This window comes from Aedoeadaptatus urinae, from assembly GCF_900155585.1.
GTDB classification, from domain to species: domain Bacteria; phylum Bacillota; class Clostridia; order Tissierellales; family Peptoniphilaceae; genus Aedoeadaptatus; species Aedoeadaptatus urinae.
Genome location: NZ_LT707417.1, coordinates 294,226 through 317,084, shown reverse-complemented (window position 1 = coordinate 317,084; position 22,859 = coordinate 294,226). Strand labels below are relative to the sequence as shown.

Genomic DNA, 22,859 nt, shown 5'->3' with positions numbered 1-22,859 from the left:
TCAAACAAATAACCCGACGCCAACTTAAGAGATGCGTCGGGTTCCCGGAAAATGTGTTTCCGCTATTTTATCCAATTGATCGGCGATTTGCTCAAAGGGAAGATCCAAATTCAAGGTCTTCACACTTATCCGATTTCCGTGCATGTGATACACCTGATCGGGCTGTATCAAAGCTTCTGTTCTGGCATAAAGCACCATGCCCGAAACGGTACTCTCCGTTTCGCCGAATTGGTATTCGCGATTTTTTACATAGGTAAATATTTGGTAGAGATTGTTCGAATGAACCGTGTGTTTATCGAATCGAACCTGGGTCGTATTTGCATAGTATTTCGCGTCAATAATCAGCACATTGTTTTCTCTTTCGAGATGAATGTCGCTCTGCATCATGGGGAGCATGTCGCCGTAGCCGTCGTCCAGTGACTAAGGGATTTGGGAAGCGGAGGCGGACAGCTCGGGATAATGCTTTTTATAATATTCCAAAATAAACTTCTCGTAGAGACGACTCATTCTCTGCTCGTCGAAATAATCCATAACCTTCGTCGTGCCATCGGCATTGGTGTGGAGCAGGCCCTTTACGACAAAATAACAGATGGAGATCAGCATCTGATAGGTCTGGTTGTATCGATTGTATTGCAGATCCCAGTTCACCGTATACAAATTAATAGGCGTGACGTCGGCAAAAAACACCATGAGCTTGCGCAGCTCTTTCTTCCTGCTTTTGGAAATGTCCCCTTGAAGGAGCAGCGCCACCGTGGACTTAATGATTCGATTCATCGAGGTGTTGACGGAAAAATCGTCGTATGTGCAGGTCAATCGCTTCCTTAGCAGACTGTTTGTCTTAAGCGACTCTCCCATGTCGATCTTCCCTCGAATACAAGCGCGCTCCTCGGTGAGAGAAAGGTATTCTTTTCCCAGCCCGCGCTTCAACTGAAAAGTGATGCCCTTGGCCAAAATCGCCGCCATCAGCTCTGCCGTGTTGTTAAATTCTTCCGTGGCGATCTTTTTGAACCCCTGCCGGTTCAGGGCCTGAAAGGCATAGGACAGCATGTAATAAATGTTTCGTACCGGGATCACTGAATCGCGCTCCTTAATCTGCCGATCCAATTTTCCACCTTTGCCGGTTCATCGAACCAATACTCCTTCAAGAGCGGAATCAGCTCGTATTCCACAATGCCGGATAAGATTTGCTCGTCGATTGAATCCGGCGACAGGTTGCAGAAATAACTGTGACCGATGCAGAAGCCTTCGCCTAAAGTCTCGTCCGCGGAAATAGCGTTGTTCAGATCTTCCACGCAGGCGATCAGTCGATCAAATTTTTCATTTTCCAAGCCCTGCTTGTATTTTTCAAAGCCCTCCGTCCCGAAGCCCGGCTTGATTTCGAAAAAGGCAAACCGCCTTCTCAAGGCGTAATCCAGCATGGCTAAACTGCGATCCGCCGTGTTCATCATGCCGATGATGTAAATATTTTTCGGCACGGCAAACTTTTCGTCGGAATACAAGAGCTGCAGGGACACGCCCCGCTTGTCGTTTTCTATCAGCATAAAGAGCTCGCCGAATATCTTGCTTAAATTCCCCCGATTGATTTCATCGATGATAAAGAAATAGTCCTTATCCCCGTCGATTTCCGCTTTTTTACAAAAGTTATAGAAGGCGCCGCGCCGCAGCTCGAATCCGTCGGAGGAAGGCCTGAAGCCCATAATGAAATCCTCATAGGAATAGCTTTGATGGAATTGAATCATCATGACCCTTTCCACATCTTTCACGCCCATCATCGAAAAGGCCAGCCGCTTGGCGGCAAAAGTCTTCCCGACGCCCGGCGCGCCCTGTAAAACAATATTCTTCTTGACCCGCAAAACGCCGGCCAGCTTCTCATACTCCTCTTCCGACATATAGACGTCAGACAGGAAATCGTCCTTTGTGTAAATCGGATAGCTCTTTTCCACTTCTTCGACGTCTTCTTCGGATTCCTCTTCAAAAATGGCCTTGAGCTTTTCTACGTAATCCGTATAAGGCGTAATATCTGTCAGCGTCTTCATAACCGCTTGTCCCGGATGGGGCCAGTCGCCACGGTGGGTCCAATCGACTTGACGTATATGCTTAAACTCATCGGTTCTCGAGTCGTCGAATTCGTAATCCGACATGACGATGCCGCGGCCGATCAGCCTGTGCATGCCTTTTTTTACGAATACGACATCGCCGATTTTCATTTCATTGGCAAATTGCCAAGTTAAATGGGCCGCATTTCTATAGGTCAGACTCTCGTCGAAAGTTTCCTTCATGGCTACCTTCATGGCATCCTTGCTGTCGTAGGCGGTCAAATCGCCGATTCCGCCCCAGCCGATGGCCATGATGCCGGAATCGTAAAATTCATCCCACATGCAGGAGCCTTCTCCCGGGGAGTAGATCCAATAGCGCTTCGTTTGAACATCCTCGTCCGCAAGTGCAGCGTTTTTTTTATCCGACTTAACTGAGCCGGAAGAAAAAACACTTTTAAATATGTCGGAGGCCAGCTCTCTCGTCATGTCTACGATCATACCTGCTTCTGTTAAAGTCCATACACCATAAACGCTCTTATCGATGTATCCTGCATTTACCAGATAACTGCGGGCAAAAGCCACTTCATTTTCAAATTTGTTTACATTGTTTTTTCCTCTGGTAACACTGATTTCCTCTTCTGTTAAATTTTCATTCTCTATTATTTTTGCCCTCGCTTCAGCCGGGGTAGCCGAGCCGCCCAAATCACGAAGAGCCTGAATTAACGGAGCAAACCATTGGAGAATTGAGGCATTGGAAAATTTATTTTCCTTCTTCTCCGATTTCTCCTTGTTCACCTGTTCCGAATAGACCCAGGCTTCAAAAGACAGTTCCTTAAAGTCCTTTAAAGGGCTTTCGTCGCTCTGCAAATAGCTTCTCATTGCCTCGGTAATTTCAAAGTACTTTGCTGCGGATATCTTAGACTTGATTTTAGGAAGTCGTTTTACAAAATCGGTCGACATTTTCCCCGATTTGTAAATATACCATTCGTTACGACTGTCTAAATTTAAAAATACGTCCGGAGCGATCCAGTACAGGGCCATGGTAATCTTGCTGTTGCCGCTGCCCTTTTTGTTCATTACCAAATCGAAATCACGGGACATGGCATTCCGGTTTTCCGCCGTCGACGATTGTGCATAGGCCATGGCAGATGCATACAGGCTCCACAAGTCGTCGATGTCCTCGGCGCCACGCTGATCGACAAAGTTATAGAAGGTTGCATTCCGAGGATCGAGCACCGGCAAACTGTCAAAGGACGTTGGCACCGCCGTCTTTACATCAAACAGTTTGGCAATGGCTGTCAGAACATTAATACGGTTTTCATCCGTCAGCTTCTTATTAAAAAGGCCGAAGACCGTAAAGGGATCGATGTCGACGAGTTCATTATCCCTTTCCAATGTGGGCATGCTGATACCCGTCATGGCGTAGATCGCATTGACCTTCTCTATGAGTTCGTCTCTTCTGTTTTTATAATCTAAAAGTATTGAAGCGAATTCCCTGTAAAAATCCACCCAGTCGTATTGATTTTGTTCCTTCATGATTCCCTCCAAGAATGAATTCCTTTAATCCATTCTACCTTCAATTTAAACCTTTATCTACTGCCCTGTTGCTTCGCCGCAACAAAAAAGCCCTCGTAAGGGCTGTGTTTGAGAGTCTCCTCGTCGGTTCTCTCTTTTATATGGAAGACTTTTATAGGCAAGTGGTTCGTCGTGATTTTTCTCGGCTTTCTCAGTCCCTATCCTCGTTCGGCTCGGTTTCGTCTTTCAGCTTCAGCAGATAAGTGCAGTAGGCCGCGGCTATAGCCGCCGTGGCGATGATGTAGATCCACAAAATGTTCGTGGTCTCTATGCCGTATTTCGAGCTTGCGTTGATGAAGCCGTGAATCAGGATGCATGGCCAAAGGCTCTTGCTCTTATAAAAAACGATGGTGAACATAAAGCCCCATGCCACGGCAAAGATGATCTGTGCCACGGTCTCGGGCCCGCCTTGTCCCGTAAGCAGGTTGATGATGTGGCCCATGCCGAAGGTGACGGCCACGATGACAATGGATTTCCGAAGGCCGTCTCGCGGCACCAGGGCTTTAAAGAGGAAGCCGCGGAAAACCACTTCCTCGACGAAGCCGATGAGGAGCATGGACAAGCACGCCCACAGTTGGGCGAGGCCGCCATAGGCGGGGGCGATGCCGTTCCACAGATTGCCCGTGGCCAGGAAGCACATGGGGAGAAAGTAGAGGTATTTTTTGCCTCCTTTCGGCCATGTATTCAGCCCGTATTTTCCCTGTAAATCGTATTTTTTCATCCACAGGCCGATTACCGCAGCCATGGCGGCAAGGGAAAGGAGCAGGTAGATGCTTTCGTCGCCGAATTGCCCGCGAAGGGTCATGGTCACCGCGCAATAGACGGCGATCCACAGCAGGGCAAAGGCCAATTCGTTTTTCTTGTACAGGTCGTGCATGTCACTTCTCCTCATCGACATCGAATGTCTGTAGTTTATATCCTTTCCTCTAAGTTGCGATTCATGGTCCACATCAGTTGTCGCTTCCCATGCCATCGCCCTTTGCCGTATTCAGCTCCATTAATATGCTTGTATGCGGCAGATAGCTTACATCGGCCAATACATTTTCATCGGTTTGCCATTTTTCTTTTTCGCGATCATAAGTTTGAAAATTTATCTCGAATATTTCGATCGCATCTGTATCCGTATATCCGAAAAGTCTGTACATGGTGGAGTATTCATAATTATTATCTCTTTCGAAGGTGACGTTATTAAGTCGCATCGATGCAGGTGAATTGATATAGGGCAAATCGAGGATTGGCGCTTTTAATAAACAAAATACGCCAATCGGAAAAAATATCGCACAGATCCACCAAATCACGACGGACTTTTTTCTTTCTTTTATAAAATAACCCGCTGCCAATACAATGGCGGCAATAAGGATAGAAAATATTCGAAGCACAAAATCGCAAATAAAACCGATCACGCCTTCTTGATAGTATCCGGCACCGTGACTTAGGATCAGGTAAAGGGACGCGACGGCCGATAACAAAAGTATAAAGAATAAAATACCAAATGCCGCTTTTCTTGCAATAGAATTGTTCGCTCTTTTTTTCATGCGTCCCCTCTTAAGTCGTGAGAATTAGCTTCTTTATTTTCCGTAAATCATAGCTTCTTTACAAATATCAAACCTACCCATTTAGATCGCCCAAAATTTATACATTTCAAGGTTGACGATGACCATGCATTGGACCATGGCCAATAGCACGGTGATGAGAAATTTCCTTCGTTCTTTCTCGGCCGCCTCTTTGTACGCATTTTTTATCGCCGTGAGCAGAGTGATCGCCAGCAGCAAAAGCAAGACGCCGAAGAGCGCGCTTTGTATCATGTAGGATTCCGGGCTGCCGATGTCGCCCGTCCTGTATCCGATGCTCAGTCGCGCAAAAAGAATGACGAGGTTTACGAGGGCAATGGCCATAAGGCTCGACAGAGCATAGGTGTAGTTTCGTAGCGAAGCGGCGGGAAGGGGGTCTTTCTTCTTTCTTAAGGGATCCACGATAAATCCTCCGACGATTTTCGCCAATCCGCAGAACCCCGCAAGGATGAATAAGGCCATGCTCGACAGATTGGCCACGACCTTTACCGTGGACAGAGTAAAGTCTGAAAAGGGCGTTTCCACCATTTTGCCTTTTTCGTACCACCAATTGCCGGGATCTTTTTCATCGTAGGTGACCACGCTCACGGCTCTCAAAAAAGACAGGGGCCCTTCGATGATTCCGCGGGTGTTGAGCAAGAGGCCCTTCGGCACCTCTTTCTTCATTTGGGCGAGGGGCGAGTCGGCAAATTTTCCGTAAATCAGCTCATACATGTCGTCATTATAAACGGTTTCATGGGCTTGATTGGTCACAAGCACCATGCCCACGCCGCTTGTTGGGTCGAACTGCAGCATGGCGGAGCAGCCGAAGGTGTTTCCGCCGTGGCCGAGGGTCTCAATGCCGTAATAGCTTGCAAATAATCCATGGAGATTTTTTTCCACATCTGTCGATCCGTAAAAACCCGTCGGCGTTTCCATTTCTTTTAACGTCGCCTGCTTTTTAAATAATGGAGAAGGATGCTTCTCATCGGGGGTAAGCGCCCGGGCGAATTTCGCAAGGTCACCGACGGTACCCGCTGCGCTGCCTGCCGGGTAGAGTAATATATAGTAAAGTCCGGCGCCGCCAAGGGGTTCGCCGTCGGCATCGTAGCATTTCAATTTCAATCGATGATCATGCACCCATTCATTGTCGCCGTAAGTGGGGCTGATAGAGGTATGCTCCATATGAAGGGGCTCAAAGATATGCTCGTGAACATAGTTTACATAATCCATGCCGGAAATCCGCTGAACGATGTAAGCCGCCAAGGCTGCTCCCCAATTTGAATAGGCCGTGTGCTCTCCCGGCGCATAAACCTGCTTCGGCTGCCTTGTCCTCAAAGCCTCTTCAAGAGAAGTCAACTCGAAAATATCCGCTGTTTGAATAAAATATGTATCTTGAAAACCGGCCTGATGATTCATCAAATCGATCATGGTAATGGGCTTGTCAAATCGCAAATTTGTAAGAAAGCCCTCAGGCAAGTAATTTTGAATGTCTGCCTTTAAATCGAGTTTCCCTTCTTCGTAAAGTTGCATGACACTGACCCATACCATAAGTTTGGAAATGGAACCCCATTCGTACACCGTATTCGCATTCGACAAAAGATTGCTTTCTTTGTTGGCGTAGCCGAAGGAATTCTCGTAGATCGTTTCGTCGCGATCGTAAACAATCACGTTCAGACCACAAGTAGTTTTCTCGTGATTACTGACGTATGCTTCGATTGCCGCAGGAAGATCGCCATACGCCAAACCCGAAGGAAGCATTTTTCCGGCTGCGTTTACAGAACATACCGGTGAAACGATGAAAAAAAAAGCCAGGCTGAACACCAAAGCCATGCTGCGAGATTTTTTCATCCGACTCCCCTCCTTGGTCCCATTCTACCTTTCATGTCTACTGTTTATGTTATGACGACGTAAACCCCTTGTCAATTTTAGAACGGCTTCCTATTTGCCGAGGGGGAAATGCGGTTCTATCCTGAGGGTACATAAAAATACCGACGTCAGCATAAAATCTGACGCCGGTATTTTTTTATCGATTCGTTTTCTATTTTCCAAGTTTTATTTTTTTCTTGTTTAAGATAAAGGAACCGAGGAGCACGAGGGCCAGTCCGATGGCCATATTGAGGGTAAAGGGCTCGCCCAGGACCAACACCGAGAGCAGGGATCCGAAGATCGGTATAAACAATTTATAGACGCCGAATTCGTTGGCATGGTAGCGCTGCAGCACCGAGGTCCAGATGGAAAAGGAGGTCGCCGAAATAAAGGATCCGTATAAAATCATGAGGCAGCCCTTCGCCGTAAGGGCCAAGGGCCTGCCGGCGACGGAAAGCCCGAGGACGATGAGCACCGCGGCGCCGATAATAAATTGAAAGGACGTAAGGATAAAGGAATTGACGCCCTTTCCGTATCGTCGAATCATGACCGAGGCCAGGGCGTTTAGGGTGGTGGCCATAAGCACGAAGCCTTCCCCCACAACGTGCACGCCGCCGGTGGCCTCCGCCGGGCCATTGGAAATAATGATGCCCGCAGTCCCCAGCACGAGGGCGATGAGGATATTCGGGTTCACCTTTTCGTTAGGGATCAAAATCGCCGAGATCAACACCACGAGAAAGGCGTTGGTGGACTGGATAATCGACGATTTCACACCCGCCACGTGGGAAAGGCCGATGTAATAAAAAATGTATTGCAGGGACGTTTGAATCAAAGCCAGGATCACGACAAATTTCCAGTTGACTTTTTTAAAGGCAATCCGCCGCCCCTTTTCGCTGATTTTAAAATAGATGAGGGTCAAGAACCCGGCAAATAAAAAACGGATCCCCGCCACCAGTATTTTTAATCCCGAATCCGTATTGCCGATTCCCAGCTCCACAAAGGTGGATTTAATTAAGGGGATGGCGCTCCCCCATAAAAGCATGGCAAGGATACTTAAAATTATGGCATTTCTCTTTTTTGCTAGCAAATTGTCCTCCGTACTACATTTCTATTTACAACTGCCCTTCAGGAAAGGAGCCGAAAATGTTTTTCTGACGAATCAAAAATCCCGACACGGAAGCGCACGAGCTGCCATGTCGGGATTTATTTTTTTCATGTTTATTGCCGTAGCCGTGCTTTCCATGAAGGAACACCCTACTGCTTCGACCCGCTTGTGATTGCTTCACTGCCTTTATCATAACACAAGTGTGCGCGGGTCATGAACAAATACGGACGCATTAGCTTTTCGTTATTCTTCCCGGGTCCCTATAAAAAATTAAATTAGCCCTTGCCCATGACGGACATGATTCGTTCAAACATCATATTGGAATAGTTGTCTTTTTCGACGAGATCCTTCCAATTGAGCACGGCCTCTGCATCGGTGACTTCATCTGGGAGCATCATGCTTCCGTCCTTCAAGCTGATGGAGGGAGAAAATGCCGTGATATCGTCTCTGTAGCGAATGGTGATCTTGCCGTTTGGGGCAATGTCGCTGATGTTTTGGCAAATAAAGGTGCTGCCGGTGGTTCCAAGGGTATCCAAGGAGGGATTGCCCTCTTCCTTCAGCTTTCCGCCCTCTGAAACCGCAAGTTCCTTGAGGCAAACAGAGGCGTTCTTGTACTTGGGAATCACCAGGTAGCATTCCTCTCCATTGAGATAGGGCCTGTCGCCGCCCTCGCTCTCTTTCACGGAAAGAAGCATGTTCGGATCTTCCCAATTCGTGAACACGCCTGTCCAAACGTGTAATTTCGCCAGGGTCTCTTTCAAGCTCCCTTCGTCGAAGGCGGCGCCCAGGTGGATGATGAAGGCCTTGTGGTTTTCATCGGCCGGATCGACACCGAGTTTTCTCGCCATTCTTACATAAACATCGGACATGGGATCTTTGTCAAATTTGTCGGCCCTCAGTTTTAAAAGGGACGGGCACAGTCCCGCGTCCGGGTCAATGGATTGGGCGCAGACAAACATAGGTGCGCCCACTTCGTCGATATAGATTCGTTGATCCGGAGCCTTGCCTTTGTCCCAGAGATTGTTTAGCACCAAACCGGTGTAGTGGTTCGGATTGTAGAAATAGGACGAATCGGTGCTATCTCGATAATAAATGCTCGTTTCTTTAGCCTGCGCTTCGACCAGGCTGTTTTCAATGAGTCCCAACAGCTCGCCCTTCGCCACGCCGAAATGCTTCATAAGGGCATCGTCGTCGATGAACTTGCCGTCGGGAAGGGAGAAATTAAACACGGTGTAATGAGCCGGCCCCTGTTCCCAAAGATCGGAAGTTTCGATCATGACGCTTAGCACGTCCTCGTCTTGATAGGCGGAAAAAGCGGCGTAGATTCCAAGATCGTTGCCTTCTATTTCATTTTCATACTTGGCGTAAGTGGCCTTCATGGCGTTCACCATGTCGTCGATCTGCTTGTTGGCTTGAGCCGCGTCCTCGGAATCCAATAGAATCCGCGGCACGTGGAGGCCGCGATCCTCCCGCTTCGCAGAGCCCGCGTATTTCTCGTCGACGAAATCCTTCCACACCTTTCTGTCTTCCACATAATAAGAAACGGATCCGATCGTCGCCCCTTTCAAGGAATTTAGTTTGGCCACAGCCTTTGAAGCGGTATCATTCGTCGCCGCATTTCCGCGATCGGCACTTTCCTTTTCCGACTCGGCGGAGCCATTGACGCATCCTGCGAGGAGCACCGCCGCCAAAAAGAGCATCAATGCCTTAGAATTTCTTTTCATACTATCGCCTCCTTTGAAAAAAATACCTCCATTTTACTTTATTATAATACAAAATTAGCACAGGCAGATTGTTATGCAAGAAAATTTAAAGGTCCCTTTTTATTTAAATGGACCGTGGAAAATGATGCGATTCAGTTTGAACTATTTCTTAAATTCTTTTTAAAACCTCACACTTTCATGTGATGTAAAAAATCCCCCTTCCCCTATAATTTATCTACACTCAAAAGACATCCATGGTTGTGACATTCCTTACGGAAACACCACGCTTTGAAGGGAGGCTAAATGTCCGCTTCAATTAAAGGCCGGTTCTCCTTTTGGGGCAGAATATGTTGAAGAAGTTTCGCCCCGAAATAATTGGTGTCCAATCCCCCGCTAATATAATCCGGATAGAGTAATCGAATTGTTTTCATTTTATCCTCCTCATACACTGGATTATACTTGGATCCCATTCATCCGTTGAAGTGCTTCGCTCTTTCATCCTCTATGAATCTTAAAGCAGACTGGCGACAGTATCGCCGTGTCGAGTTTCGTCCTTTTTCACGCTCTCAATCACGGGAAATTTTTCCGCAACCGGCGCGTAGTTTTCGGCGGCGGCGTATTCTCCCTTTGCGATAAGCGGGTAGAGCCTCTTTTTTCCGATTATCTTATAAAGGATGGGCATGAGGATGGCCAAGGTTTTCTTTGGCTTTAAATTTTCGTTTGTAAGTCCGTGAAATACGGCCGCGTGGTGACCTTCTTCTGCAGCCAGCTTTCGAAAGGTGTCTGCGTCCTTTGTATCTTTCACTACCTCTGCAAGGGCTTGATACATACGGACCGCATCCAATTCTCCTTGCTGGGATTTTAATAATATTTTCCTATCGTTGTCACTTCTATTCATTTCATTTTCCTTTCAATCGCATGGATTTGTACCTACTTTAAAAGATACCCTCTTCCTTCATTATAAATACCAAATATCGAAACGTGAATACGATCCGATGCTACTCTATATCCATAGCTCCTTCGGCGTAGAAAAAGGCCTTAAGATTTAAACTCTTAAAGGCCATCCTTTTTCACGCTTCATTTACTATTGATTTTATTTTCTTTGTTCCTCAATTTTACCGATTGCAGTTTTTTCTCGAAGCCGATAATCGCCCCTAAAAAGCCGCCAGAAAAATTCTGCCTGCCACTAATAATACATTCATTCCTTGCCTCCTTCTATCCCGCCTCGTGCCGATTTAAATAATTTATTTCGCAAAAGCCAATCCTTATTCGAGACGCGCCGAATTTAATATCTTAAATTGTCAAGCCAAGTGCAACTCTACTGAACGGTAAACTTCATAAGGCGTTTTCCGGTTTAAGCATTTACGTGGTCGGTGATTGATCTCTTCTATTTCCGCTTCGATATAGCTATCTGATTGGTCAATATCTTTCGTTTTTGGAAAGTATTCTCTTAATAGACCATTTGTATTTTCGTTGGTACCTCTTTGCCATGGATGATGAGGCAACGGAAAAGAGAATTCAACAAGAGACAGTTGCTGTGAGACTTCAGGATGTTGTGAAAATTCTTTCCCTCTATCGGGAGTAATGCTTTGAAGGGGTTCATTTTCCGCGGGAACTTCCGTTTCTATGGCCGTGGCCACGCCTTCATCGGTCATGGAAAATACTTCCGGACATATCCCGGCGCAAAGACCGCATCAGATGCATTGTTCATTGACCCTATACTTCATCTTTCTTCTCCCTTTCTTTTTATTCCAAGGTAAGAAGAAGCGCCATCTTAAACTTCTTTGTCGCTTTTACCGCGTGCAGACCGCCCTTCGCGAAGTGAAAGTTTTCGCCGGCGCGAATGGCATGATCTTGCCCCTCGTATCCGATGACCGCCTCGCCGTCCAAGGCAAAAATAATTGCCTCGCCGGGAGCGGCATGTTCCGAAAGGCCCGTGCCTTCGTCGAAGGCCATGACGACAAGCTTCATCTTGTCATTATGCACCACGTCCATGTTGACGATCTGCCCTTCCCCATAGGGGACCAGGTCTTCCAACTTAAAAATTTCTCCTGCTTTAATGATTTCGTTCATCCTGCTCTCCTTTCCTATGCAAACTTCCGTATAGACACTGCCCTCTGTTGTTCCCATGCCCATAAGGGTGCCCGCCAATGTGACGATGCCGTCTCCAACTTGCACCACTTGCAAAAATAAGATCTTTCTGTCAATTGGACATTAACAACTTTTATTGAAAAAATAGCACATTCGCTCTTATTAATTTTTCTTTTCAAAAGTCGAGGCATCCAGTAGAGACTTAGCAAACTTTTCAGTTCCTTTTAAAAACTCATCGTCCGGCATCCAAGAAGCCTTTAATTCTTCGTCTATAAGTTTAAAACCTGCCTTTTCGAGTTCTTCTCGTAAAACTTTGTTCCCTTCTCCCGACCATCCGTAGGAACCGAAAACTCCTGCTACTTTGTCTTTAAATTTAAGTTCTTGAAGGAAGTGTAACCAGCCCGAAATCGTGGTAATTGCAGATTGTCCGACTGTGGGAGAGCCTACAGCGATGGCCTTCGATTTAAAAACTTCAGTCATTATGTCATTTCTGTCCATTTCTGCCACAGACAGAACCTTTGTCCTGGTGGACGGGGAGAGTTCTCTTATATCATCTGCAATTTTGTGGGCAATTTTTTTGGTTGCTCCCCACATTGAGTCGTAGATAATTGTGACTTGATCTTCCTTATAAGCATCTGCCCATTCAGCATATTTTTCTACTATTTCAAGGGCATTCTCTCTCCAAATACTACCATGACTTGTTGCAATAATGTCTATAGGCAGGTTCATAGCTACAATCTCCTCAATCTTCTTTTTAGCAAAAGACGAAAAAGGCGTTAAAATGTTCGCATAGTACTTCATCGCTTCATTCCATAGAATGGTCGGGTCTGCCTTGTCGTTGAAGAGTTCACTTAGGGCATAGTGCTGACCGAAGGCATCATTGGAAAATAAGATATTGTCTCCGGTCAAATAAGTTGCCATTGAATCCGGCCAGTGAAGCATTCTCATTTCTACAAACACTAATTGCTTTCCGTTTCCTATATCCACAGAATCCCCGGTTTTTACAACCCTATAGTCCCATTCCGGGTGATGATATTGCCCAACGAGCGATTTTTTACCATTGGCTGTACAGAAAATCGGAGTATTTGGAATTTCCTCCATAATTTCTAATAAAGACCCTGAATGATCGGGCTCTCCATGGTTAATAACGATATAGTCAATTTCCTTCAACTCGATTTCACTCTTAAGATTCTTTACAAACTCTTCTTTATGAGGAGTCCATACAGTGTCAATTAATACCGTCTTTTCTTCTTTGATCAAATAAGCATTTTGGCTGGATCCATTGTGCACGGAGTATTCTGTTCCGTGAAATTCCTGAAGTTCCCAGTCAATTTTTCCGACCCAATATACATTGTTCTTGATTTGTTTTTTCATGATTTTTCATCTCCCTTTCTTTTTATTCCAAGGTAAGAAGAAGGGCCATTTTAAACTTCTTCGTCGCTTTTACCGCGTGCAGACCGCCCTTCGCGAAGTGAAAGTTTTCGCCGGCGCGAATGGTATGATCTGTCCCCTCGTATCCGATGACCGCCTCGCCGTCTAAGGCAAAAATAATTGCCTCGCCGGGAGCGGCATGTTCCGAAAGGCTCGTGCCTTCGTCGAAAGCCATGACGACAAGCTTCATTTTGTCGTTATGCACCACGTCCATGTTGACGATCTGCCCTTCCCCATAGGGAACCAAGTCTTCCAGCTTGAAAATTTCTCCTGCTTTAATGATTTCGTTCATCGTGCTCTCCTTTTCTATACACACTTCCGTATACACACTGCCTTCTGTCGTCCGCATGCCCACGGGGACGTCGGTCCATGTGAAGATGCATTCTCCGGCGCGCAGCTTTTTCCTAAAACCGTCGTTTCCGTAAACCTCCACGCTTCCCTCCGCCACGATCAATAATTTATGATAGGGATAGATTTCCGCGCTGATGTCGGTATCCTCGGCTAGGGAAAAATACGTGATCCCGCTATCGCCGCCGAAGGCTTTCGAGACGGTGCACCCCGGAATCGGCGGATTCTCCTCCCCGATGGAAAAAACTTTGCCGGGGGTTTTCTTTTCGTTGACCTCCATGTCGTTCATGATTTTTCCTCCTCCCTCGATTTTCTACCTGTATTATAGTACAATCGTGACAACACGTATGTTGTTATAACAACCAACCGGAGGATTTTATGAATACTTTTTTTCTCGCGAACACGCAGCTTTTTCGCGGCATCAGCGAAAGTGAAATAGAGGAGCTCCTCCTCTGCCTGGGGGCACATGAGCGCAAATTTCAAAAGGTCGACGTCATCTTCCGTGCCGGATCGCCTGTGGACGAGTTCGGGCTGGTGCTATCCGGCAGCGTCAATATCGTGGTGAATCTCTATTGGGGCAACAGTATTATTTTCGGCCATGTGGGCAAGGGAGAGGTCTTTTCGGAAAACTACGCGGCCGTTCCCGGAAAAGAGCTCCTATGCGACGTCGTCGCTTGCGAGGATACCCGCGTCCTCTTTCTGAAAATGCAGAGTGTGATGACGACCTGCCGAAAAGGATGCGCCTATCACAACCGCATCATTCAGAATATGCTTCGCATCTCCGCCCAAAAAAATTTGAACATGTCTTCCCGCATGATGCATACCGCTTCCAAATCTCTAAGGGAAAGGCTCCTGTCTTACTTTTCCGAACAGGCCTTGGAACGGGGAAGCGCGCACTTCACCATTCCCTTTAACCGGCAGCAGCTGGCCGACTACCTCGCCGTCAACCGCAGCGCCATGTCCAATGAGCTTTCTAAAATGCAGGAGGAAGGGCTCATTACGTTTCGCAAAAATGAATTTATCTTGAATGAAGCCGCACGGGATGAATAAATGGCGATGAGAGGAGGCTGCGGGCTTTCTCTAGAAACGAACTGCTTCGTGTTTTCGCAGACGGTCTGCAACTATTCCACAAAAAAAGATTCTCCGGCCATAGTCGAAGAATCTTTTTTGTTGCGCAAAATCAGGCTTGCTTCCCGAGAAAATGCTCTTTTGCAAACTCCATGTCCTGTACCAACTCCAGGGTGCCGAGATACTTGCCGGCCCTGTCCCGCACGGCCATGTATTTCACCAGCATGGTGCGCCCGCCTTTTTCCATCCATACCTCCACGAGGTCGCGACGGCCCTGTCTGAAATCGTCGATAATATGACGCACCATGGGTTCGATCTTCGGCGGATGGCAAGAAAACACCTCGCGGTTCAGCGCCATGAGGGGGCGTTTAAATACCTTCGGCCCTTCGTCGAAGAAGCGATTGATATTGTCTGCATCGACAAAGGTGATCTCCATGGGGATCGTGTTCAAAAGGGCGGTCAGCTGCTCGATAGTAAGGCGGCCGCCGGGCATGACGATCTCCCCTTCCGCAGCTTCAGCCACGGCCTGCGTCGCCTTTTCCGCAGCTTCCCAAGTCTCCTCTTCTACACCGAAGCAGGCGGCGTAATCTTTAGCATCACGATAGATGCCGTGCCATTCCTCTTCCGAAAAATTAACCGCACAGATAGGAAACAGAATGTTCTCTTCTTTATAAACCATCTCCTCCGCACGGATGAGCGCGGCGTCGAGTTCGGTATTCCAATCTTCACCGCGTTCTTCTTTTTTCGCAAGGGAAGAGAGCGTATCCCGAATTTCATCGTCTACCGTCCACATGACATCGGAAGGGCCGGAGATTCCGTAGTGAACTTTTAGCAAGGGATAGAGGAGATCGCCCTTCTTGGCATAATGAATCGAAAGTTCGCGAATTTGGGGAAGGAGGGATTCATCTCTGCTCTCTTTAAATTTGGCGAGCAGCTCCGACAATGCTTCGTTTTCTTTCTTAAAGGTGGAAAGGGGATGGCCCGGGATTTCTTCCAGCGCCGCGGCCTTGGCATTTTTATCTTGCTTTACCTGCTGTGCTTTTTTCCTTAAGACCGATGCCTCCACTTCCCTTTCGGCATGGGCGATCTTCTCTTCCGTGGTGGATCCGTGAAACAGCGCCGAGTGTACGTCGCACAAGCGCTGAACCTCGCTGAGGGGTGTGCCTTCCTTCAAAAGCTCCTGCTCCGCTTCCATAATCTCGGAGGCCTCCACTTCTCCGAAATCGCGGACGAAATCCGCCCTCACATCTTCCAGCGCTTCTCCGTCGCCGAGTCTTTTCAGAAAAGTTTTCAATTGCTCCCTGCGCTCCGTGGAAGGATGGCTTGTATCTTCTTCCCGCCCTTGCGCGCTCATAGCGGAAGCCATATCCGGCATATCTCCCACCGGCTCAAACCCATGGCTCATCAGTGCGGTCATCACATCCATCATAGAGATGTTCTTCATCTTCGCACCCTTCGGGATGGTCATCATCTTCCCCACGGAATGCAAGATGGGCTTTTTCGTAATTTCCGTAAAACCCAGACCCGCCATAATATCCACGAGCTCCGGATATTCCTCTGTCAGCTCGAAGACCGTTTTATTCAAATCAAGTTTCTTTGCCATGTCGATAACTCCTTTCATTTTTCTTTTTCTTTATTGTAATCGCAAAAGGCGTCTATGTATGTTGTCTCGCCAACATTTTATGTGAATAGGACATTCTTATGTTCTAAAATCCGGTAAGCAATGGCTTTTAGGAAAACAAAAATAGTAATAAAGTTCGACATACTGTCCGGTTCATCCGGGTCGTTGATTAAGTCGACGTATTTATTGACCATGAGGGAAATGGGTTTAAGGGTCAAGAATCCGGTGTTCATAAATTCGCCGGGAACGACGCCGTAGGTTTCTACCATCTTATCTGCATTCAGGAATTTTCCCCACTTGAATAGCAGGCCGTCGTATGTGGCCTGCATTTTCATTGCATCTCGACGCCGAAGACAGGCAATTCATTCCTGTGATTTTACCTTCCGTACTCGGCGATTACTTTAGGCGCTCGATGATTTCATCTTGTGCCTGTCTGCCTTCTATGAAAAACCGCACCAAGGGATAGCAGTGGCACATGCCCTTCCCCACGGTGATTTCATATGGAACATGGTATTTCTCCATGGCTTTTTGAAATTCTTCCGCATAGGCGTAGAGGCATTCATTTTCTCCGTAATAAAAATACGTCTTCGGGAAGTCGGTAAAATCCCCCACCGTTTCGTCTAACATATATTCGGGCAGATCTTTATCTCCCTTTAAGATCTCTCTCGCCGTCTTAAAATAAGTCGGCTCAATCATGACGTCTTTATGGTTAAGCTCATTGACTCTTTCCCATATTTCTTTATTTTCATCGAGATTGACGTCGGGAACACCCCCGGGCGAAACGGAAATAATTTTTCCGGGCATGGGAAGGGGCCTGCCCAAGGCATTATTGTGTAAAAACAGCCCGAGAGAAAGGCCGGCCCCGGACGAAAATCCAAGGACGCCGATATTTTCTGCCTTATAAGTTTCCGTCATCAGCCGATAGGTTTCAAAGCAAACGTCATAGGTCTTATCCACCTTTACCTCTTCGGAGCAGAGGGGATAGAACAAAAACCAAACATCTTTACCCGTTCTATCCATGATTCGTTCAGCCAAAGAAAAATCCAATCTGTCCGGCTGCGTAATCATGCCGCCGCCGAAGAGATAGAGGACCGCCCCGTCGGCGGGGCTTTGGTTTTTTTGATACGAAAGCAGCCTGTATCCCATGACCTCTCTGTCGAAAAGATAATAGTTTTTTCTCTCGGCCCGCTTCATTGCCTTGTCCAAATCAAAGACTGTTTTTGCATTCTGTTTCTTTGCGTAGGCAAGTATGTCTTCTTTGTTTTTCAAAAAAATTTTTTTGACCCCGAGAAGTCTTACGATGGCCGATGCGAGCTTATAAGTTAAACTCATTTTCCCCTCCTTAAAGATCATTTTCCGAATGCTGTTTGGCCCTGCGGTTCATTCTCTATCCCCTGTAATAAAATAATCGCAACAATCCGCTCCATTTGCTATGGTGTCTTTTCTGTGGAGTACGCCGTGTTGAAGGCTGATCATCACATCATCCAGCTCGCAAAACAGGGGCATTAATTCAGCGACCCCGAGCTTCTCGGTGTAGGCACAAATCGGGCAACGAGTGATTCTGTAGTAGCAGGCGCCCTCATAGGGTTCGCCCACAAAATCCACTTTGAACGACGTGGGGTAGCGCTTTTCTCTTTCCGGCGTATACCATTTGACATACTTCAGGATGTTTTTCTTGTTGGCCGCCTTTCCCCACTTCGTATTGAGGTCGATCAGGGAAAAATACGGACCGACAAAATAAAGGGATCGACGCATCATCTCCTGCACGATTTCAGGCGGAATCTTTTTCTCGCTTGCTAAGTAGGGGGCGACAAAAACGAGGGCAAATATCTCATTGTAGGCCATGGGATTATCCTCGCCGATATCGTCCATATTTTCTACAAGTTCCCGATAAACTTTTTTGCTCTTTCTGATAATTTCTGACGCATATGCTTTATCATACTTTTCTATAAGAACTTTCTTCATCGGACTCTTAAATAATAAGAAATAAATACCTTTATATTTCATCTCGCATACCCCATCCGTTTTTTATGCTGATTTGTATGTATTTTATTATTTTCTCCCGATAAGAAGCCTCGAGCCGGAAAGTCCCAGCAACATAGCTTCTTTGTGACCCATAAAAAGACCCTTTGTCGTATCGATGAATTGCACATCTTCATAGCCGTCTTTTTCCAGCTTTTCGATAAATTTATTCATATCTCCATATCTTGGCTTATCCATCAAATCGTGAATAACAAAAACGCCCCCTTTTTTAAGTACACGCAATGTTTCCAGTAAAAGTTTTTGTTTATTTTTCCCAAAAATATTGTGATAGACATAGTTGCTTACCACTGCATCAAAGCTTTCATCTGCAAAGGGAAGCTTCACTGCATTGCCACTTTCAAAGCGCACATTTCCTACTCCCTCAGCCCCGGCATTGTCCCGGCAAAGCTTCTCTGAAAATTCACTCTTGTATCCCCCGGTCCATATGTCACAACCCACCATCATCGCTCCCGGATTTTTCTTAGCACAGGCTATGGTCAGAGCTCCACTGCCGCAGCCCACATCTAAGCCCACGCCACCGTCCGGGATCTTTACATAGTCGGCAGTCCCTTCGACGATGACTTTCGCGAGCTTTCTTTTACCCTTGTAATCAAAGGTTCTGTATAAGATGGCAAGCCAGGCAGTTATTAATAGGAGTATTAAACATCCTATCCCTAAGATAAGGCCGCAAATGATCCTCGGCCTTCCTTGAAGAATTGCATCACTTGCACCAAATAAGATGAATAAGATAAGGCAAACCAGAGTTTCGCCAATCTTAGCCTTCAATAATCTTTTAGGAATCCAGTTTTTGTAGTCAGGTTGTATTTTCTTGTCATCGGACAAATGTAATTGCTTCATAAAATTCCTCTTTATCTCCTATTAATCATTTTAATTCCCGGCTTCATCATCTTATAAATTCATATTCGTGCAGTGTATCAATAAAGATAGGTAGTAAATAAAATAAATAAAGTTGAACCAACCTCCGCGAATAATCATATGGAGCCCCTTTGGCAATCTCTCGGCAATGGGAGTAAAAATCATTAGAAATATCGGTGTAAAGAAGGCTTGCCACCTTGGAAATACGGTGAATCCAAATAAAATGATCCATGCCATTGCTATATTTGCCAAAGCCATGACTCCAAAAACAATTCTTGTTTGGAGTGTTAAAAATTTTAAAAATTCATCAAAAGCTCCTTTGTCTTCGTGCCTTGATAAAAGACCGAGGTAGGCACATTGAATGTGATAGGCGCCTCCCAGTATCATGCCGAAGCAATTGATGAAAAATACAAACCAACCGATGCTTAAATACTTTTCCTGCATGGCCAAGACAATGTGATAAAAGCCAATGCAATAGATAAAGGCACCGATGGGACCTAAAAGACCGCCAATGTATAATCTTTTTATGCTGACGTTTTTCATGATGGCGGTAATATGATTGATGGTGTCCTTGCCGTCGTAATCATTGGAATCGTAATATAAAGTCATATCTCCCAAAAACGTGAGAAACGAACCCAAAAGACCGATCAAGATACTCTCGTATAATGTCACAATAAACACCTCCTTTCGCTTTTGTGATATCTATTATCAGCTTAATTGTACCACCTGATTTTGCTGAAATCTATAAAAATATCGGCGACAACTGACTTGTTCTTCACATCATATTTTCTAAAAAACGCTTCGGCATTTCTTCCTCCGGCAGATACCGTTCATCACATGTTTATACCATGTCCCCTTTAGGCTGTTGAACAAAAAAATGGCCTCCGGGACTTCTTTTGAAATCCCAAAAGCCATTATTTCAACGCATTTATAATCTGTTATCTTATTTTCTCGGCATCGTTCGGTTTCCATTCGGGCACAATCTTTGTCGCGGAATGGTAGAAACTTCCACCCCATCGATCATAGCCGATTGCCGTCAAAAACAAACAAGTCCTTTCTTCCCAAGTTTGTTCTGATGATGTCTGAAACACTTTCACCGGCGGCATTGCTGTGATTCCACTCGACAAGGGGCCCGGAAAATTTGTCCCTATTCCCATCGTCATCGAAGACGGTCAACTCCCAATGTCCCACATCCGTGATCATGTAGGCTTCGTAATCGTCGTAAAAACAGCGGCGAATGGCATCGAAGATCGCCTCCGCCTTCTCCCGATCGATGGAAAATCGATCGTGGCCCATGGGTCTGTTGTCGCCCAAACCATAGGCGTATCTCGAAAGAACGACCTGCCCATTTCTTTCAATGGACAGCTCCTGTTCCACCTCATCTTCCGGTTCGGGCAAGGGCCGTAACAGATATTATTTGACGTAATCTCTATTTTTATTATTCCGGGCTTTCTCGCTTCGCTCATATTCTATCTCCCTTACACCAAGTCAACGTTCTTTACCTGCCGGGTTCTGCTTCGTTTTTCGTCATTTTAGAAAAATAAACATAATCAAAGAGTATGCAAATACCAAAATATAAAATCCATCCTATTACGCCCACCACAATTGAGTTCCCTACTATTTCAGGATATGGTTTAAATGTCAACGAGTAACTAAAAATCAATCCCTGTAAAAAATTAAACAGACATGAATATGGGACAAAAACAATCGGCCAGATTCCTATTAGCCAGAAGATCATTTTTGCTTTTTCTCTATTAACTCCAATATACTGACCAATCATAAATATGGCAATTCCTGCCAAATCCGTAACCAGAGCAAATGCGACTGCAACGGATGTCTGATATTCAATCCATACTGATGTCGAGACAAATAATCCGGCACCGCAAATCAGCAATCCTACTATTGAAAATATTTTTGCATCAATCTTCCCATCCTTGTGATCCGCCTCCTCAATTCCTTTGAGCAGGTAGTCCGTTGTCACACCGAAATAATCGCTCATCAGAACAACTTTATCTATGTCAGGTGTAGACTGTTCGCTTTCCCATTTTGAGATTGTCTGCCTAGAGACACCGATCTTATCCGCAAGCTCCTCCTGCGAAATACCTTTTACTTTACGCAAGTTCTGTATTCTTTCTGCTATCTTCATACTGTCACCTCCATAATGTTTTGATGGTTCAATCGTACTGAAGTCCGCGTGAAAACGCCATCAATTAGACATGGAGATTTGTCAACGGATGCCGACATTACTGCAATTCTCTGATGTCATAGTGATGAAAATATAGAATTTTAATCAGTATTCAAACAGCTATCTCGCAATACAACGCCACGATATCTAAATTACCAACTTCACATATCGACTCTATCTAGGCAACAAACCGCTTCACCGTCAAATATTCCCAATGGAAGCGGCCTTATCGGGCGCTTCTCTTTAAGATCCTGCCCATGATCAGGACCGCAGGCGGTGAGCAGAGGTAAATCATCGGTTACCCGATGCAGCCTCTCGCCCTATTCTAAAAACCCAGTTCCGTCAATTTGTGTCTTCTATTGCTCACTTTTACCGATGTCAAATGGTAATCTGATTGTAGCTTCTTGAAAAAAATACCGGGCTTCGCATTTTTATGAAAGGATAAAGTTGATTCAATAATTGATTCATTCTCTATATGCTCATCGATGACATCTAATTTTCTTACCTGCACACCCTCTTTCGAGGCAAAATCCAGAAAACCATCCTCATCAAAATTATCTGTGTCAAATACCATGATATAAGACTTCGTCATCCTCTTATTAATAAAATCACTGACTCCCATGAGTGATACCAAGGTGATCAGGCAAATAACCGTTGCAATGATTGCTCCTTCATAATATCCGACGCCTGATGCAAGCCCGATGGCCGCAGATAGCCATAAGGTGGCGGCCGTGGTGAGGCCGGATACCCTGCCTTTCGTTTGGAGTATGGTGCCCGCACCTAAGAAGCCGATTCCGCTTACAACCTGGGCGGGAATCCGTAAGGCGTCCCATCCCTCGCTGCCGGAAAGTTTGCTGACGCCGTCGATGCCTGTGAGCATAACTAAACATGCGCCGACGCTGACGATAATATGGGTTCTGAAGCCGGCCGCCTTGTGTTTCGTTTCCCTCTCAATGCCGATAATCGCCCCTAATAAAGCTGCGACAATTATTCTGACCGCAACGACTGTTAAGTTCATCCTCTGCCCCCTTGCATTCTATTCCATAAGCGTTTTAATTCAGTGGTTTCATCCTTTTCTTTCGAAGTGCCTAAGCTCCTTTGCAGCAAGTCAACGGCCGTTATCTTCCGGAAGCTGTTTCGTACGGCAGCTTGGGCATTGAGAATCCGGAACAGGTTAAAATTATTTTATCACAAGTCGATGATGATAAAATGATCAATCGCAGTAAACGCCGTTTCAGAAATGGCGCTCTTTCGGTGCCTTGAAAGCCCGGAAGGCGTTTTGGGGAAATGATGCCTTCCGTGAAATAAAAGCTCTTCCGTTTTTTCACGATATTTTTCTGATACAGGTCTTTCTCTATATATTAATTTGTTATAATCAA

22 protein-coding genes and 1 pseudogene are annotated in these 22,859 nt (G+C 46.0%); 1 reads left to right on the top strand and 22 read right to left on the bottom strand.

Features of this window, described 5'->3' with window-relative positions; all coding sequences use genetic code 11:
- Positions 1 to 24 precede the first annotated feature (24 nt).
- From mcrC to BQ7397_RS03805, 13 genes and pseudogenes are all read right to left on the bottom strand, one after another.
- Positions 25 to 1,074: pseudogene (gene mcrC / locus BQ7397_RS03860) on the bottom strand (5-methylcytosine-specific restriction endonuclease system specificity protein McrC).
- Positions 1,071 to 3,572, bottom strand: a complete 2,502-nt coding sequence (locus BQ7397_RS03855; RefSeq protein ID WP_077074804.1) for an AAA family ATPase — start codon at positions 3,570 to 3,572, stop codon at positions 1,071 to 1,073. Before BQ7397_RS03855 ends, mcrC begins: the two are co-directional and overlap by 4 nt.
- Before the next feature lie 190 nt (positions 3,573 to 3,762).
- Entirely contained in the window at positions 3,763 to 4,488 is a 726-nt protein-coding gene (locus tag BQ7397_RS03850) for a CPBP family intramembrane glutamic endopeptidase (RefSeq protein ID WP_077074803.1), read from the bottom strand.
- 73 nt (positions 4,489 to 4,561) lie between these two features.
- Positions 4,562 to 5,146, bottom strand: a complete 585-nt coding sequence (locus tag BQ7397_RS03845; protein ID WP_077074802.1) for a hypothetical protein — start codon at positions 5,144 to 5,146, stop codon at positions 4,562 to 4,564.
- Between the two features lie 81 nt (positions 5,147 to 5,227).
- Complete coding sequence (locus BQ7397_RS03840; protein WP_077074801.1) at positions 5,228 to 7,012, bottom strand: serine hydrolase domain-containing protein; 1,785 nt, start codon at positions 7,010 to 7,012, stop codon at positions 5,228 to 5,230.
- A gap of 190 nt (positions 7,013 to 7,202) precedes the next feature.
- Positions 7,203 to 8,117, bottom strand: a complete 915-nt coding sequence (locus BQ7397_RS03835) for a DMT family transporter (protein WP_077074800.1) — start codon at positions 8,115 to 8,117, stop codon at positions 7,203 to 7,205.
- Between the two features lie 293 nt (positions 8,118 to 8,410).
- A complete protein-coding gene (locus tag BQ7397_RS03830; RefSeq protein ID WP_077074799.1) occupies positions 8,411 to 9,859 on the bottom strand; it encodes a hypothetical protein in 1,449 nt (482 codons plus the stop codon).
- A gap of 278 nt (positions 9,860 to 10,137) precedes the next feature.
- Positions 10,138 to 10,269, bottom strand: a complete 132-nt coding sequence (locus tag BQ7397_RS09445) for a hypothetical protein (RefSeq protein ID WP_268801902.1) — start codon at positions 10,267 to 10,269, stop codon at positions 10,138 to 10,140.
- Positions 10,270 to 10,349: 80 nt separating this feature from the next.
- Positions 10,350 to 10,736: a demethoxyubiquinone hydroxylase family protein gene (locus BQ7397_RS03825; protein WP_077074798.1), complete on the bottom strand. Its 387-nt coding sequence runs from the start codon at positions 10,734 to 10,736 to the stop codon at positions 10,350 to 10,352.
- Positions 10,737 to 11,139: 403 nt separating this feature from the next.
- Entirely contained in the window at positions 11,140 to 11,514 is a 375-nt protein-coding gene (locus tag BQ7397_RS03820; RefSeq protein WP_268801907.1) for an IS30 family transposase, read from the bottom strand.
- A gap of 70 nt (positions 11,515 to 11,584) precedes the next feature.
- Positions 11,585 to 11,911, bottom strand: coding sequence for a cupin domain-containing protein (locus tag BQ7397_RS03815; protein ID WP_234970572.1), 327 nt, complete (start codon positions 11,909 to 11,911; stop codon positions 11,585 to 11,587).
- Between the two features lie 180 nt (positions 11,912 to 12,091).
- Positions 12,092 to 13,303 (bottom strand): oxygen-binding di-iron domain-containing protein, encoded by a 1,212-nt coding sequence (locus BQ7397_RS03810; RefSeq protein ID WP_077074797.1) that lies wholly within the window; start codon positions 13,301 to 13,303, stop codon positions 12,092 to 12,094.
- A 22-nt stretch (positions 13,304 to 13,325) separates the two neighbouring features.
- Entirely contained in the window at positions 13,326 to 13,997 is a 672-nt protein-coding gene (locus tag BQ7397_RS03805; RefSeq protein WP_234970571.1) for a cupin domain-containing protein, read from the bottom strand.
- Positions 13,998 to 14,086: 89 nt separating this feature from the next.
- Between BQ7397_RS03805 and BQ7397_RS03800 the strand changes: the two genes are divergently transcribed.
- Positions 14,087 to 14,758 carry a Crp/Fnr family transcriptional regulator gene (locus BQ7397_RS03800; protein WP_077074796.1) on the top strand — a complete coding sequence of 224 codons (672 nt, stop codon included), beginning with the start codon at positions 14,087 to 14,089 and terminating at the stop codon, positions 14,756 to 14,758.
- A 130-nt stretch (positions 14,759 to 14,888) separates the two neighbouring features.
- Here the strand turns inward: BQ7397_RS03800 and BQ7397_RS03795 are convergent, their stop codons facing one another.
- From BQ7397_RS03795 to BQ7397_RS03755, 9 genes are all read right to left on the bottom strand, one after another.
- Positions 14,889 to 16,379: a DUF438 domain-containing protein gene (locus BQ7397_RS03795; RefSeq protein WP_077074795.1), complete on the bottom strand. Its 1,491-nt coding sequence runs from the start codon at positions 16,377 to 16,379 to the stop codon at positions 14,889 to 14,891.
- Positions 16,380 to 16,456: 77 nt separating this feature from the next.
- The gene (locus BQ7397_RS03790; protein ID WP_077074794.1) at positions 16,457 to 16,732 is read right to left on the bottom strand and encodes a hypothetical protein; all 276 of its coding nucleotides are present in this window, start codon (positions 16,730 to 16,732) and stop codon (positions 16,457 to 16,459) included.
- A gap of 61 nt (positions 16,733 to 16,793) precedes the next feature.
- Positions 16,794 to 17,729, bottom strand: a complete 936-nt coding sequence (locus BQ7397_RS03785) for an alpha/beta hydrolase (protein ID WP_077074793.1) — start codon at positions 17,727 to 17,729, stop codon at positions 16,794 to 16,796.
- Between the two features lie 48 nt (positions 17,730 to 17,777).
- Positions 17,778 to 18,404, bottom strand: a complete 627-nt coding sequence (locus BQ7397_RS03780) for an L-2-amino-thiazoline-4-carboxylic acid hydrolase (RefSeq protein ID WP_077074792.1) — start codon at positions 18,402 to 18,404, stop codon at positions 17,778 to 17,780.
- Between the two features lie 45 nt (positions 18,405 to 18,449).
- The gene (locus tag BQ7397_RS03775) at positions 18,450 to 19,277 is read right to left on the bottom strand and encodes a class I SAM-dependent methyltransferase (protein ID WP_077074791.1); all 828 of its coding nucleotides are present in this window, start codon (positions 19,275 to 19,277) and stop codon (positions 18,450 to 18,452) included.
- A gap of 51 nt (positions 19,278 to 19,328) precedes the next feature.
- Entirely contained in the window at positions 19,329 to 19,967 is a 639-nt protein-coding gene (locus tag BQ7397_RS03770) for a DUF6796 family protein (protein ID WP_077074790.1), read from the bottom strand.
- 348 nt (positions 19,968 to 20,315) lie between these two features.
- On the bottom strand, positions 20,316 to 20,672 hold the full coding sequence (locus BQ7397_RS03765; RefSeq protein WP_077074789.1) for a hypothetical protein: 357 nt from the start codon (positions 20,670 to 20,672) through the stop codon (positions 20,316 to 20,318).
- Between the two features lie 121 nt (positions 20,673 to 20,793).
- Positions 20,794 to 21,441: a helix-turn-helix domain-containing protein gene (locus tag BQ7397_RS03760; protein ID WP_077074788.1), complete on the bottom strand. Its 648-nt coding sequence runs from the start codon at positions 21,439 to 21,441 to the stop codon at positions 20,794 to 20,796.
- Between the two features lie 364 nt (positions 21,442 to 21,805).
- On the bottom strand, positions 21,806 to 22,498 hold the full coding sequence (locus BQ7397_RS03755; protein WP_077074787.1) for an MgtC/SapB family protein: 693 nt from the start codon (positions 22,496 to 22,498) through the stop codon (positions 21,806 to 21,808).
- Positions 22,499 to 22,859 lie beyond the last annotated feature (361 nt).

Coding starts and splice junctions, on each gene's coding strand:
- BQ7397_RS03760 (WP_077074788.1), bottom strand. CDS start 21,441: ATGAAGATAGCAGAAAGAATACAGAACTTGCGTAAAGTAAAAGGTATT.
- BQ7397_RS03790 (WP_077074794.1), bottom strand. CDS start 16,732: ATGAAAATGCAGGCCACATACGACGGCCTGCTATTCAAGTGGGGAAAA.
- BQ7397_RS03840 (WP_077074801.1), bottom strand. CDS start 7,012: ATGAAAAAATCTCGCAGCATGGCTTTGGTGTTCAGCCTGGCTTTTTTT.
- BQ7397_RS03845 (WP_077074802.1), bottom strand. CDS start 5,146: ATGAAAAAAAGAGCGAACAATTCTATTGCAAGAAAAGCGGCATTTGGT.
- BQ7397_RS03855 (WP_077074804.1), bottom strand. CDS start 3,572: ATGAAGGAACAAAATCAATACGACTGGGTGGATTTTTACAGGGAATTC.
- BQ7397_RS03810 (WP_077074797.1), bottom strand. CDS start 13,303: ATGAAAAAACAAATCAAGAACAATGTATATTGGGTCGGAAAAATTGAC.
- BQ7397_RS03780 (WP_077074792.1), bottom strand. CDS start 18,404: ATGAAATATAAAGGTATTTATTTCTTATTATTTAAGAGTCCGATGAAG.
- BQ7397_RS03755 (WP_077074787.1), bottom strand. CDS start 22,498: ATGAACTTAACAGTCGTTGCGGTCAGAATAATTGTCGCAGCTTTATTA.
- BQ7397_RS03800 (WP_077074796.1), top strand. CDS start 14,087: ATGAATACTTTTTTTCTCGCGAACACGCAGCTTTTTCGCGGCATCAGC.
- BQ7397_RS03830 (WP_077074799.1), bottom strand. CDS start 9,859: ATGAAAAGAAATTCTAAGGCATTGATGCTCTTTTTGGCGGCGGTGCTC.
- BQ7397_RS09445 (WP_268801902.1), bottom strand. CDS start 10,269: ATGAAAACAATTCGATTACTCTATCCGGATTATATTAGCGGGGGATTG.
- BQ7397_RS03775 (WP_077074791.1), bottom strand. CDS start 19,277: ATGAAGCAATTACATTTGTCCGATGACAAGAAAATACAACCTGACTAC.
- BQ7397_RS03805 (WP_234970571.1), bottom strand. CDS start 13,997: ATGAACGACATGGAGGTCAACGAAAAGAAAACCCCCGGCAAAGTTTTT.
- BQ7397_RS03815 (WP_234970572.1), bottom strand. CDS start 11,911: ATGAACGAAATCATTAAAGCAGGAGAAATTTTTAAGTTGGAAGACCTG.
- BQ7397_RS03795 (WP_077074795.1), bottom strand. CDS start 16,379: ATGGCAAAGAAACTTGATTTGAATAAAACGGTCTTCGAGCTGACAGAG.
- BQ7397_RS03785 (WP_077074793.1), bottom strand. CDS start 17,729: ATGAGTTTAACTTATAAGCTCGCATCGGCCATCGTAAGACTTCTCGGG.
- BQ7397_RS03825 (WP_077074798.1), bottom strand. CDS start 10,736: ATGAATAGAAGTGACAACGATAGGAAAATATTATTAAAATCCCAGCAA.
- BQ7397_RS03850 (WP_077074803.1), bottom strand. CDS start 4,488: ATGCACGACCTGTACAAGAAAAACGAATTGGCCTTTGCCCTGCTGTGG.